9 protein-coding genes are annotated in these 13614 nt (G+C 52.1%); 3 read left to right on the forward strand and 6 right to left on the reverse strand.

What is annotated here, in order from left to right; all coding sequences use genetic code 11:
• The first annotated feature begins 129 nt into the window (after positions 1–129).
• A complete protein-coding gene (locus P8H26_RS11520; protein WP_289633158.1) occupies positions 130–1269 on the forward strand; it encodes a DUF459 domain-containing protein in 1140 nt (379 codons plus the stop codon).
• Positions 1270–1409: 140 nt separating this feature from the next.
• Here P8H26_RS11520 and P8H26_RS11525 read toward each other — a convergent pair whose 3' ends face one another.
• On the reverse strand, positions 1410–2879 hold the full coding sequence (locus P8H26_RS11525) for a glutamate synthase subunit beta (RefSeq protein ID WP_289633159.1): 1470 nt from the start codon (positions 2877–2879) through the stop codon (positions 1410–1412).
• Positions 2880–2910: 31 nt separating this feature from the next.
• The gene (gene gltB, locus P8H26_RS11530) at positions 2911–7656 is read right to left on the reverse strand and encodes a glutamate synthase large subunit (RefSeq protein WP_374708293.1); all 4746 of its coding nucleotides are present in this window, start codon (positions 7654–7656) and stop codon (positions 2911–2913) included.
• Positions 7657–8321: 665 nt separating this feature from the next.
• Between gltB and P8H26_RS11535 the strand changes: the two genes are divergently transcribed.
• Positions 8322–9374, forward strand: coding sequence for a low specificity L-threonine aldolase (locus P8H26_RS11535; protein ID WP_289633162.1), 1053 nt, complete (start codon positions 8322–8324; stop codon positions 9372–9374).
• Positions 9375–9425: 51 nt separating this feature from the next.
• Here P8H26_RS11535 and P8H26_RS11540 read toward each other — a convergent pair whose 3' ends face one another.
• Positions 9426–9917: an Hsp20 family protein gene (locus P8H26_RS11540; protein WP_289633163.1), complete on the reverse strand. Its 492-nt coding sequence runs from the start codon at positions 9915–9917 to the stop codon at positions 9426–9428.
• A gap of 253 nt (positions 9918–10170) precedes the next feature.
• Between P8H26_RS11540 and P8H26_RS11545 the strand changes: the two genes are divergently transcribed.
• On the forward strand, positions 10171–11160 hold the full coding sequence (locus P8H26_RS11545) for an alpha/beta fold hydrolase (RefSeq protein ID WP_289633164.1): 990 nt from the start codon (positions 10171–10173) through the stop codon (positions 11158–11160).
• Positions 11161–11168: 8 nt separating this feature from the next.
• Here the strand turns inward: P8H26_RS11545 and hisN are convergent, their stop codons facing one another.
• The 3 genes from hisN to P8H26_RS11560 form a co-directional block, all read right to left on the reverse strand.
• A complete protein-coding gene (gene hisN, locus P8H26_RS11550) occupies positions 11169–11960 on the reverse strand; it encodes a histidinol-phosphatase (RefSeq protein WP_374708294.1) in 792 nt (263 codons plus the stop codon).
• Between the two features lie 306 nt (positions 11961–12266).
• A complete protein-coding gene (locus P8H26_RS11555) occupies positions 12267–13175 on the reverse strand; it encodes an N-formylglutamate amidohydrolase (protein ID WP_289633167.1) in 909 nt (302 codons plus the stop codon).
• A gap of 13 nt (positions 13176–13188) precedes the next feature.
• Positions 13189–13542, reverse strand: coding sequence for a hypothetical protein (locus P8H26_RS11560; RefSeq protein ID WP_289633168.1), 354 nt, complete (start codon positions 13540–13542; stop codon positions 13189–13191).
• Positions 13543–13614 lie beyond the last annotated feature (72 nt).

The raw sequence follows: 13614 nt of genomic DNA on the forward strand, positions 1-13614 counted from the left end.
GTTATGGATTATCAAAGATATTTCCGAAGTGACGCGGGTCTTTTACAATATAGCCGGTTCGGCTTTGCTTCCGCTTGCACTCTCGTTGGCTTGCTAACCGTGCCCGTTTTTGCACAGGCTCAAGAACCTGTGGCTGCGCCCGTTCAGCTTGCTCAGCAATATCCGCCGCAGCAAAAGCGACGCACCTTATTTGATATGTTGTTCGGCAATTCACGCCAGCAGCAAAATCAGGACTATATTCAGCCTCCTGTTCAGCAACAGCCACGCCGCACAACTGCGCCGGTTAAAAAGAAGCCGGTTGTTGCCAAGCCTAAATCCGTCATTATCAGCCCGCCGCAACCGGAGGCGATTGCCAAAAATCCTGATGCAAAAAAAGTACTGGTCATCGGTGATTTTATTGCGGGCGGGCTTGCGGAAGGGCTGACCGAGACATTCGCGCAAACACCTGATTTACAGGTTATCAACCGCACTAACGGCTCTTCCGGCTTTGTCCGTCAGGATTATTATAACTGGAGCAAGGAACTGCCAGCCATTCTGGCAGAGCAGAAACCGGCAATACTGGTCATGATGATTGGTGCCAATGACCGCCAGCCACTGACACAGAAAAGCGTCACTGTAACTCCGGACACGGATGAATGGAAAAAGCTGTACCAATCCCGTGTGGATGAGTTTTTACAGGTAACGGCAAAATCCGGTGTGCCGGTTGTCTGGATCGGGCAACCGCCCTACCAGTCCTCTGCATTGTCGCAAACCATGCTATCCCTGAACAGTATTTATAAAACAGCTGCAGAACAGGCTGGTAGCAAAGCAGCTCCGGATCAGACAGACAATCCGGCAGACCTCTCACTGAGCGCTGCTTTTGTTGACGTATGGGACGGCTTTGTTGATGATAAAGGCAGTTTCACGCAGACTGGTGTTGATGTGAATGGTCAGACCGTGCGCCTGCGCGGCAATGACGGTATCAACATGACCAGCGCCGGCAAGCGCAAACTGGCTTTTTATGCTGAAAAGCCGTTGCGCCAGTTGCTGAAGCTCTCTTCGCCGGAAATACCCGCGGCAACGGATACAAAGAGCAATGAACCTATGGCTGTGCCTGTTCATAAAGAAATCACTCGTATCGGGCCGATGAAACTGAGTGACCTCGATCAGTCAGCGGATGACACGCTGCTGGGCGAAACAAGCGCGATCACTAAAACCACAGCCGTCCGCACGGACAAGCACCAAACTCCGGCCGGCCGTGCCGATGACTTCCGCTGGCCGCGCCCTTAACTTCTTTGCTCAAAAAGCAATTGAGCAACGCGAAAATGGCGATTTCGAGAACCGGAGCGTAGCGTACACTTAAGTACGTGAGCACCGGAAGCACAGAAATCGCCATTTGCAGCCAGGTCAGATGTTTTTTAGTAAGACATTTATGATGGAAGCAGGCTGGCCCCCATCAATTGCAGGTCAATTGAACGTGCAGCTTGTCTTCCTTCACGGATTGCCCAGACAACCAATGACTGACCGCGACGCACATCACCCGCAGAAAATAGCTTTGTGACCGATGTACGATAATCCGTCTCATTAGCCATAACGCTGACACCGCCGCGGGCATCTGTCTTCAACTTCAGCTTGTCCCCTAAATCGGGCAGCACACCGTGCTTGGCAGGACCGCTGAAACCAAGGGCAATGAATGCCAGATCGGCCTGAAGAATGAACTCAGATCCGGCAACCGGCCTGCGCCGCTCATCCACCGCACAACACAAAACATGCGTGAGCTGGCCATCCTCACCGCCAAAGCCAAGTGTCGCCACCTGAAATTCGCGCACAGCACCTTCTGCCTGACTGGAGGAGATACGGATTTTGGTTGCCCAATAAGGCCAGATACCCAGCTTATCTTCACGCAACGGTGGCTCAGGGCGAATATCCAGCTGTGTTACCTGCACAGCGCCCTGCCGGAACGCCGTACCCACACAGTCAGAGGCCGTATCGCCACCGCCGACAACAACAACACGCTTGCCTGCAGCCGAAATGCTGTCATCCAATGCCCAAGCACGCGACTGTTCATCTTCGCCTGCAACACGGCGGTTTTGCTGCACCAGATATGGCATCGCATCATATACACCGCTCAGGTCTGAACCGGGTAAAGCCGGATCACGTGGTGTTTCCGCACCACCGCAATAGAGCACGGCATCATAGTCTTTGAGCAATTGCTTGACCGCAATGTCCTTGCCGATTTCCACGCCACAATGAAAGGTTACGCCCTCACCTTCCATCTGGGCAATACGGCGGTCAATCAGCTGCTTTTCCATTTTAAAATCAGGAATACCATAGCGCAGCAAACCACCCGCACGGCTTTCCCGTTCATAGACATCCACACCATGACCGGCTCGTGCGAGCTGTTGTGCAGCGGCAAGCCCCGCAGGACCCGACCCGATAATCGCCACGCGCTTGCCGGTTTTTGTTGCTGCGATTTGAGGCTTTATCAATCCAAGTTCAAAAGCCTTATCAGCCAGCGCCTGCTCAACTGTTTTGATTGCCACCGGCGCATCTTCCAGATTGAGCGTGCAGGATTCCTCGCATGGCGCCGGACAAATCCGCCCCGTAAATTCCGGAAAATTATTGGTCGAATGGAGATTGGCAATCGCCTCTTCCCACTGCCCCGCATAGACCAGATCATTCCAGTCCGGAATTTGATTGTTCACCGGACAGCCGCTGTCTCCGCTTTTATCGCCATGACAGAACGGTACACCGCAATCCATGCAGCGTGCGGCCTGCTTCTGCACTTCCGGCTCACTCATCGGCAGAGTGAATTCGCGAAAATGCCGGATACGATCCGATGCCGGCTGATATTGCGCAACCTGCCGGTCGATCTCCAGAAAACCTGTAACTTTACCCATTTTAATAACCTGTTCTTTTCCGGAGTGCGGATTATTCTGCGGCAACATTGGTGCGCAGAAGTTCCATCTCTTCCAAAGCGCGGCGATATTCGACCGGCATGACTTTGACGAATTTCGGACGATATTGTTCCCAATTATCAAGGATCATCCGCGCCTGTTTAGAGCCCGTATAATGATGATGATTGGCCAAAAGCTGCGCCAGACGTTCCTCATCGTGACGGGTCATATTGCCGGAAACATCCACGCGGCCTTTATGCATCAGATCACCACCGTGATGATGCAACCGCTCCAGAATGTCGTCCTCTTCGGGCACCGGCTCCAGTTCAACCATCGCCATATTGCAGCGCCCAGCAAAATCACCGGACTCATCCAGCACATAAGCAACACCACCGGACATACCGGCCGCAAAATTGCGTCCTGTCTCACCGATCACAACCACCACACCGCCGGTCATATATTCGCAGCCGTGGTCGCCCACACCTTCAACAACCGCAACGGCACCGGAATTGCGCACGGCAAACCGCTCGCCCGCTTGTCCGCGTATATAGCACTCACCCTCAATCGCACCGTAGAGCACAGTATTGCCAGCAATGATCGCCTCATCGGCCTTGAGCTGGCTGCTCTCGCTCGGACGAATGATAATTCGCCCGCCGCTCAGGCCTTTTCCGATATAATCATTGCCTTCGCCATGCAGTTCAAAGCTGATGCCATGCGCCAGAAACGCTGCGAAAGACTGGCCAGCCGTACCGTTGAAACGCACGTGAATGGTTTCTTCCGGCAGACCTTTATGACGATAACGGCTGACCAGCGCACCGGAGAGCATGGCGCCCGCCGAGCGGTCGGTGTTCTTGATGCTGCGGGTGAGCGTGACTTTCTCACGGTTTTCCAGTGCCGGTGCTGCGGCTGCAATCAAATCACGATCCAGCACATCATCAATCGGATGCTGCTGCAACTGTGTATGACGCAGCTGTGTTTCATCGCCAGCAATTGCCGCATACGGACGATAGAAAATACGGCTGAAATCCAACCCTTGTGCCTTCCAGTGATTAATCGCCGCTTGTTTTTCCAAGAGGTCGGAACGGCCGATAATCTGCTCAAGCTTCGTGAAACCAAGCTCGGCCAGCAGCACGCGTACCTCTTCTGCCAGATAGAAGAAGAAGTTGATCACATGCTCCGGTGTGCCTTTGAAACGCTGGCGTAACACGGGGTCTTGGGTCGCTACACCGACCGGACAAGTATTAAGATGGCATTTGCGCATCATGATACAACCGGCGGCAATCAGCGGCGCAGTGGAGAAACCGAACTCATCTGCCCCAAGCAGTGCTCCGATAATCACATCACGCCCTGTGCGCAGACCACCATCAACCTGCAATGCAATGCGTGAGCGCAGACCATTGAGAACCAAAGTCTGATGGGTTTCCGCCAAGCCTGTTTCCCAAGGGGAACCGGCATGTTTCAGCGAGGTCAGCGGCGAGGCACCGGTACCACCATCATAACCGGAAACAGTGATATGATCGGCGCGTGCCTTGGCAACACCGGCAGCAACCGTGCCGACGCCGACTTCCGACACCAGCTTCACCGAAATATCGGCGTGCGGATTGACATTTTTCAGATCGAAAATCAGCTGTGCCAGATCTTCGATGGAATAAATATCATGATGCGGCGGCGGCGAAATCAAACCGACACGCGGTGTGGAATGACGTGTCTTGGCAATTGTCGCATCCACTTTATGGCCGGGCAGCTGCCCGCCTTCACCGGGCTTGGCACCCTGCGCCACTTTAATCTGGATCATATCGGCATTGACCAGAAATTCCGTGGTCACACCGAAACGTCCCGAAGCCACCTGCTTAATCGCCGAGCGCTGCGGGTTCGGTGAGCCGTCACGCAACGGATAGAGGCGGTCAGGTTCTTCACCACCCTCGCCGGTATTGGACTTGGCTCCAATCCGGTTCATAGCAACAGCCAGCGTTGTATGCGCCTCGCGTGAAATCGAACCGAACGACATGGCACCAGTGGAAAAGCGCTTCACAAGCTCAGCAGCAGGCTCAACTTCCGCCAGATCGACCGGCTTCTTGCCGCGTTCACCTGCCCGCTTTAAGTGAAACAGGCTGCGAATGGTTTTGGCCGCCGCAGAACGGCTGTTAAGCATTTCGGAATATTCCGCAAAGCTCTTCGGATTGTCATTGCGCACCGCATGCTGCAGCTTGGCCACCGCATCCGGCGACCACATATGTGCCTCACCACGAATTCGATAAGCATATTCACCGCCCGCAGGCAAAGCGCTGCTACCACCGATCTCTCTTACAAAGGCCGTGTTGTGCCGCAGCACAGTTTCCTGTGCCACTTCATGAAGCCCCACACCTTCAATCATTGAAGCAGTGCCAAAGAAGAACCGGTCAACAAAACTCTGTTTCAGGCCAATGGCATCGAAAATCTGCGCACCGCAATAAGACTGATAGGTGGAAATGCCCATTTTCGACATCACCTTCAGCATACCCTTGCCGATAGACTTGATATAGCGACTGACAATCTCACTGCTGTCCACCTCTGGCGGGAAATCCCCGCGCTGATGCATATCGGTCAGCGTATCAAAAGCGAGATAAGGGTTGATCGCCTCGGCACCATAACCGGCAAGACAGCAGAAATGATGCACTTCGCGCGGCTCACCGCTCTCGACCACCAGCCCCACAGATGTACGCAGGCCTTTACGGATCAGATGATGATGTACAGCGGCTGTCGCCAGCAATGCCGGAAGAGCAATACGGTCTGGCCCGACCTGCCTGTCGGACAGGATGATGATGTTGTAACCGCCATGCACGGCAGCTTCCGCACGATCACACAGACGCGCCAGCGTACCATCCATACCTGCGGCACCTTCATTCACCGGATAGGTCATATCCAGTGTTTTAGTGTCAAACCGGTCCTCCGAATGGCCGATGGAGCGGATTTTTTCCAGATCAGCATTGGTCAGGATCGGCTGGCGCACTTCCATCCGTTTGCGCCGAGATGTGCCAACCAGATCAAACAGGTTTGGCCGTGGCCCGATAAAGGACACGAGGCTCATCACCAGTTCTTCGCGGATCGGATCAATCGGCGGATTGGTGACCTGTGCAAAATTCTGCTTGAAATAGGTATAAAGCAACTTGGCCTTGTCCGAGAGTGCGGAAATCGGCGTATCCGTGCCCATAGAGCCGACCGCTTCCTGCCCCGTTGTCGCCATCGGTGCCATCAGCAATTTTGTGTCTTCCTGCGTGTAACCAAAGCTGCGCTGGCGTTCCATCAGGCTGACATCGCGGCGCAAAGCGCGCGGCTCTACCGGCGCCAGATCTTCCAGAACCAGCTGTGTGTTTTTCAGCCACTGGCGGTAAGGATGGGCAGTCGCTATCTGCGATTTCAGCTCGTCATCACTGACAATACGTCCTTCTTCGAGGTCGATCAGCAACATACGCCCCGGCTGCAACCGCCATTTTTTGACAATACGGCTTTCATCCACCGGCAACACACCGGCCTCCGATGCCAGAATGATCCGGTCGTCATCGGTCACCAGATAACGCGCCGGACGCAGACCATTACGATCCAGCGTCGCGCCAATCTGGCGGCCATCAGTAAAGGCAACGGCAGCAGGGCCGTCCCACGGCTCCATCAGCGCTGCATGATATTCGTAAAATGCCTTACGCTCGTCACCCATCAGCTTGTTATTGCCCCAAGCCTCAGGGATCAGCATCATCATGGCATGGCTAAGGGAGTAACCACCCTGCACCAAAAATTCGAGTGCATTGTCAAAACAGGCGGTATCCGACTGTCCCTCATAGGAGATCGGCCAGAGCTTGGAAATATCATTGCCGAACAGTTCGCTATCAACAGAGGCCTGACGCGCAGCCATCCAGTTCACATTGCCGCGCAGCGTGTTGATCTCGCCATTATGGGCAACCATGCGATAAGGGTGAGCGAGTTTCCACGAAGGAAAAGTATTGGTTGAAAAGCGCTGATGCACCAGCGCAATGGCGCTCTCAAAACGCGGGTCAGTCAAGTCCTGATAATAAGCGCCAACCTGATAACTCAGGAACATGCCCTTATAAACAACGGTGCGCGCAGACATGGAAACAATATAGAAACCGTTGTCCCGTCCCTCAGTCTCGTGGAAAATCCGGTTGGAGATCACCTTGCGCAACACAAATAAACGACGCTCGAAATCGTCATCGCTGGCAATATTTGGATTTCGACCGATAAAGACCTGACGATGCACCGGCTCGGTTGCGGCAATGTCTTCTGCTTTGGACAGCGAGCTATTATCAACCGGCACTGTACGGAAACCGATCAGGTTCTGGCCTTCAGCCGCGATCACTTCCGTAATCACCCGCTCCAGATGCGCACGCAATTTCACATCCTGCGGCATGAAAATCTGGCCGACAGCGTAATGTCCGGCATCAGGCAGATGTATACCGCTCTTTGCCATCTCCTCACGGAAGAAGCGATCGGGAATCTGCACCAGAATACCGGCACCATCACCCATCAGCGGATCGGCACCGACGGCACCGCGATGCGTCAGGTTTTCAAGCATCTGTAAGCCGTCCAGCACGATCTGGTGCGACGGCACATTTTTCATCTGCGCGATAAAGCCGACACCGCAGGCATCATGCTCACGACGCGGATCATAGAGCCCTTGTTTCTCGGGCATAGTTCGGGGTGTTTTGGCGGTTTTAGTCGATGTTGTGGTTTTGCCGCCTTTTTCTGTATGCGTATGAGCCTGAAATGCCCCAACAGAATGCGACTTGATCAACATCGAAACCTCCTTAGACCCGGTACAGGGCCATTTGCCGGATCAGGCGTGCGGCACCAACCCGTCCTCCGGACGGGATATATGCGAACGCTGAGACAGCAGAATTGTGAATTGGATTTGTGAAAATGCCTGTCCGTGCAGCACGCCAGAGAAAGCAGACAGCATAATACATCAGATTAATCATTGATCGGCCTCCCCTGTTAATTAAGCACATACGCGTGCGGATGAACGGAATGCTCTCACCGGTGATCGCAACGGCAGATTGATGAGCCATTGCGTAAAACAGATAAAAACATAGCATGAATTGAAGAAAAACGCGCCGGATATGTTGTATGGCAGAACCTCTTCAATAGGACAGCATTGCTGCCCTATCATTTTATTGCAGAATATTTTCCGCCCTACAAGCACGAAATATTCAATTTTAAATCGATTTTTTGTAATTTTATTGCGCGATGAATTTCGCCTCATGAAAAAACAAGGATTTAGCTGCCTCTCCTAGGCGGGCAATCCAAAAACTGCGTCAATGTGACCACACGCTATCTTGATGTCAGGTTTCATTCGTGTGGCAGAAAAAACCAGCTATAAACACGCATCACATTCACTGCATCCTGTACCCGCATGATGCAATTGAGTTCTTTGTTTTGACGCATACGGAGCCATTGATGTTCTTCGCTTCCGATAACTGGGCGGGCGCCCATCCCGATATTAATGCCAATATTACCGCCCATGCAGGCGGCTTTGCTGCTTCCTATGGTGCCAGTGATATCGACAAAAAAGTCGAGCAGCACTTCAACGAATTATTCGAGCGTGAAGTTGCGGTTTATTTTGTTGGCACAGGCACCGCAGCCAATTCTCTGGCGCTGGCCAGCGTCAACCGTCCGGGCGGTGTATCGCTCTGCCATCGTGAAGCCCATGTGATCGAAGATGAATGCGGCGCACCGGAATATTTCACCGGTGGCGCACGTCTGCATCCGGTTGATGGTGCCTTAGGCAAAATGGATCCGGCGAACCTACGCAAGGAGCTGAAACGCTTCAATCCGGCTTTCATCCATGCCGGTCAGCCAATGGCCGTTACCATTACGCAGGCCACCGAAATCGGCACGCTTTATTCGCTGGATGAAATCGCTACTATTTCGGCTATCTGCCGCGAGCATGATCTGCCACTGCATCTCGATGGTGCCCGCTTTGCCAATGCATTGGTAACGCTTGGCGTGACACCTGCGGAAATGACATGGAAACAGGGCGTTGATATCGTCTCTTTCGGTGGCACAAAAAATGGTTGCTGGTGTGCGGAAGCTCTCGTTTTCATGAACCCTCAGCAGGCAAAAGATCTGCCTTTCATCCGCAAACGTGCAGCGCAGCTCTTCTCCAAAACCCGTTTCATTGCCGCGCAGTTTGATGCTTATCTCAAAGATGATCTTTGGCTGAAACTTGCCCGTCATGCCAATGCTATGACCGCCCGGCTGGCACAGGCAGTCAATGGTTCAGACAAAGTGAAACTGGCATGGCAGCCGCAGGCCAACGAGCTTTTCGCTATTTTGAAAAAGTCCGACAGTGAAAAACTGCAGGCACAGGGTGCCGTGTTCTATGACTGGAACCAGCCGCATAGTGCCGACCATATTGCCGAGGATGAAACCTTTGTCCGTCTCGTCACCAGCTTCGCCACAACCGAGGCTGAGATCGATAAATTCGTCGGATTGATCAAAGCATTATAACAAAAAAGGGCAGGAAATTTCCTGCCCTTTTTCATGACTCACTTACAAAGCTTATTTGCTGTCGATCGCTTTCGTATCAACAGTTTTGGCATCAATGCTTTGCGCCACATTACTGGCAACCGCAGTAACATTAATCTTACGCGGTTTCAGTTCTTCCGGAATCTCGCGCTTGAGATCAATATGCAGCAAACCATTTTTCAGGCTCGCACCGGCGACCTCAACATGGTCGGCCAGATGGAAGCGACGCTCAAAAGCACGCGATGCAATCCCGCGATAGAGGAATTCTTTTTCAGCATCCGTTTCATCGGCAATCTTGGTACCTTTGATGGTCAGCTGATTGCGGTGAGCTTCAATTTCAATCTCGTTCTGATCAAAACCGGCCACAGCCATCGTAATACGGTAGGAGCTTTCACCGGTGCGCTCGATATTATAAGGCGGATAGGCCTGCGCACTTTCCGGCTGACCAAGGCTGTCCAGCATCGTGAACAGACGGTCGAAACCAACGGTTGAACGGTAAAGCGGAGAAAAATCAAAATGACGCATAAAATGCCCTCCTTCAGAGCGACGTTGCGTTAAAAGACTGACAGAAAAACTCCCGCTATCGGCGAGCCTTTCTTCGTTGTGCAGCCCCTGTATCAGGCGGCTACACCAATGATCTGGTATTGCGAAAAACATAATTCAAGGGGGCAATATCAGCATTTACAATTTGTCTTCTGCCCGCCATGATTATCGCCTATTGAGTTTAGTTTCTGAAGCGATACAGCTTTTGGCCACAACCGCATGAGCAGCAGGCACTATGACAAAACCGTTTTTTGAGACCGAGAATAATCCCGCTCCGGCAGATTTGCAGGCAGGCTTTTTTCAGTCCGCCGATGGGTTTCAACTGCGCTATGCCTTATGTGCAAGCCCAAAAGACACTCCACGCCAAGGCACGATCATTCTGCTGCATGGCCGCAATGAAGCCTTTGAAAAATATTATGAAACAATCTCTGATCTGAATAAGCGCGGCTTTTGTGTTGCGACAATGGACTGGCGCGGTCAGGGCGGCTCTTTCCGTATGCTCAAAGATGCGGAGCGCGGTTATGTTCGCAATTTTGCTGATTACCGCAGCGATTTTGAGATTTTCCTCAAAACCATTGTCATGCCGGATTGCCCGCCGCCTTTTTACATTCTCGCCCATTCCACCGGCGCGCTTATCGCTCTGCAATCCCACGAGATGCTGCAGTCACGCATCCGCCGGATGGTGCTGGTTTCACCGTTTTTAGGACTTGCACGCAGCATTTTTTCAGACAGGCAATTGCGCCCGCTGGCCACAGTTCTGGCATGCACCGGCTTCGGCAGCCGCTATGCGGGTAAGGTTCCCCTGCAGCTTTCACCGGAAAGTTTTGCCCGCAATCCGCTCACGCATGACCAGGCACGTTATTTGCGCAATGCCGCAATCACCCGCGATCAGCCGCAACTCGGTATTGCCGGCCCGACAATTCAATGGCTGGCACAAACCTTGAAAGCCATTCACAGCATTAACAATCCGCAATTTTATGAGCGTTTTTCAATCCCGACCCTGTTTCTTGTTCCCGGAGCAGATCGGGTGGTCGATGGAAGAGCCGCCGCGCGCTTTGCAGGTAAATTGCGCAGTGCATCGCTAATCACAATTGATGGCGCCTACCATGAACTGCTTCAGGAAAGTGATTTTTACCGCGAGCAGGTCTGGGCGGCATTTGACGCATTCATACCGGGCTCAACAGCGCCGGAACAAATCACTGAACCGGCGCTGACAGAAGTGTAAATTAGCGATCAGGCGTTGAGGATTTTCAAAGCCTGCTCATGCAGCGCTGCTGATGATGCAGCAACGATATATCCGCCCTTCTCTGCGGGACCGCCGTCAATTTGCGTAATCACACCGCCAGCCTGCTCAATTACCGGAATAAGCCCCATCACGTCATAGGGTTGCAATCCGCTTTCAATGACCAGATCGGCAAAGCCCGAAGCCAGCATGGCATAGGCATAGCAATCCACACCATAGCGGGACAAACGCACCTGTGCTTCCAGCCGGTCGAAACCCTCCCGCTGCGCGTCTTTAAACAATGAAGGCGATGTGGTGAAAACAGTCGCTTCCGACAAATCAGTGGTCTGACGCGTTTTCAGCTGGACCTGCCCGCCATTGCCTGCATATTCAGGTCCGCTCCAGAATGCACCATCGCCCAGCGTGTAGAACAACTCATTGGTAAACGGCTGAGACATCATGCCAATACGGGCATCGCCGTCGACCATCAGCCCGACCAGCGTACCCCAGACCGGCAGACCGGAAATAAAAGCACGGGTGCCGTCGATCGGATCAATCACCCAGATATGGCTGCTGTCGAGTTTTTCGCCGCCAAATTCTTCACCCAGAATACCATGTTCCGGAAAATGCTGATTGATAACTTTGCGGATTGCTTTCTCCGCCTCACGATCAGCTTCCGTTACCGGATCAAAACCGACCGTATACTTGTTATCAATCGCAATTTTCTGCCGGAATCGCGGCAGTGTTTGTTCGGATGCGGCCTGCGCGATCTCTTTTAAAAACGACGAATTCACCACAAAAATTCACTCCATTTCACAGTGCTTTTTAGACATTTCGACGAAAAATCAACGGTATTTCTGATCAAAATACTTACTTCTCATCCTGACAAAGAAGCATTTTGATTATAAATATCAAATAGTTAAATTGTATGTACGTTCAGAAAATTCAGAATTTTCATAAAAAGTTTGATTTTAGCGGATTCTGAATTGACCGTTTCTTCTCTGCGAAATAAAATAGTTAACGGACAATATGTCTGTTTGCGCCCGCAAGGGCGTTTCCTCCCTAGATTTTGGACCGCACTCTTTGTGCGGTCTTTTTTTATGCTGATTTCATTCAGCCGCCTGCTGGTTCCGCAGAAACACATAATCCGGCAGCGCCGTCAAATCAGCCATAAACTGCGCCAGATCGCGGCACAGTCCGGCAAACGACGGCAAACGCTGCAGATTGGTCTCATCAACATACAGCGCACGGTTCACCTCAATCTGCAAAGCATGGAAATCGCGATGCGGCCGCCCGTAATGCTCGGTAATATAGCCACCGGCATAGGGCTTATTATGCGCAACATTATATCCCATATTTTGCAGCAACTCGATTGCAGCCCAGGACAATGCATCTGAACAGGAACGACCAAAGCGATCACCGATGATAAAGTCCGGTCGTGCTGAATTGCCGTTTTGCCCTGTACAATCAAGCACATCCAGCCCGCTCGGCATGGAGTGACAATCAATCAGTACCGCATAGCCAAATTGCGCCCTTGTATCACTCAGCAATTGCCCGAGCTGATCATGATAGGGTTTATATATTGTTTCGATGCGGTCAAGCGCCTCGCTGAGCGGCAGTCTGGACTTATAAATATCCTGCCCTTCACCAACGATTTTCGCCACGGTGCCAAGTCCGCCTGCAACCCGCGTTGAGCGGATATTGGCATGAGACGGCACCGGCTCTGTAAACATTTTCGGGTCGAGCTCATATGGCTCGCGGTTCACATCAAGATAGGCTCGCGGGAAATGCGCCCGCAGTAAAGGCGCGCCCAATGGTACAGCCAGCGCGAATAATTCATCGACATAGCAATCTTCAGACTGACGGATATCATGCGGGCTGAGGCGCGATTGCAGCAAAAAGGCGGGCGGATAATAACTGCCGCTATGAGGAGAATTAAAAACAAAAGGTATGCGCTGTTGCGCCGGAGCACAAACTTCAAAGGGAGTGACGCTTTGAAAATCCCGTTGCAGGCTCATTATCCGCTTTCACTTACTGCATTGGCAGGTTCAGCCATTTAAAAGGCACCCCGCCGGTTATTGCCAAGCCTAGCTGATAATCAGGAAAAGCAAAGCCGGAATTGTCATATTCTTCCAGAAAACACTGAAAACTGACGTGCCTGCCCTCATTTAAGGGACAATTGAATGCCACGTCACATGACATTTTTTTGAACGGCTCTGCACAGAGCCACAAAGAGTTTTCCTGCTCATGAAACTCTGTAGCTTTTGCTGCGTTATTATAACACCCTGTCAGACGATATGACAGGACAGATAAATATGAATGATTCATCCGATGTTTACCAAAGCAGCGTCTTATAGGATCAGATTGAATCGCTGTTATTGCCATTTTGTCACCGCAATATAATGCTGCGGACAGTAAAAATTAATTGCATATAAGAGCGTACAGATATTCGGACGG

This window comes from Pseudochrobactrum sp. sp1633, from assembly GCF_030376605.1.
GTDB lineage: Bacteria > Pseudomonadota > Alphaproteobacteria > Rhizobiales > Rhizobiaceae > Pseudochrobactrum.

Bases quoted from the DNA above. Each gene is read 5' to 3' on its own strand.
- P8H26_RS11535 (WP_289633162.1), top strand. From the start codon at position 8,322: ATGTTCTTCGCTTCCGATAACTGGGCGGGCGCCCATCCCGATATTAAT.
- P8H26_RS11560 (WP_289633168.1), bottom strand. From the start codon at position 13,542: ATGGCAATAACAGCGATTCAATCTGATCCTATAAGACGCTGCTTTGGT.
- P8H26_RS11555 (WP_289633167.1), bottom strand. From the start codon at position 13,175: ATGAGCCTGCAACGGGATTTTCAAAGCGTCACTCCCTTTGAAGTTTGT.
- P8H26_RS11525 (WP_289633159.1), bottom strand. From the start codon at position 2,879: ATGGGTAAAGTTACAGGTTTTCTGGAGATCGACCGGCAGGTTGCGCAA.
- P8H26_RS11545 (WP_289633164.1), top strand. From the start codon at position 10,171: ATGACAAAACCGTTTTTTGAGACCGAGAATAATCCCGCTCCGGCAGAT.
- P8H26_RS11540 (WP_289633163.1), bottom strand. From the start codon at position 9,917: ATGCGTCATTTTGATTTTTCTCCGCTTTACCGTTCAACCGTTGGTTTC.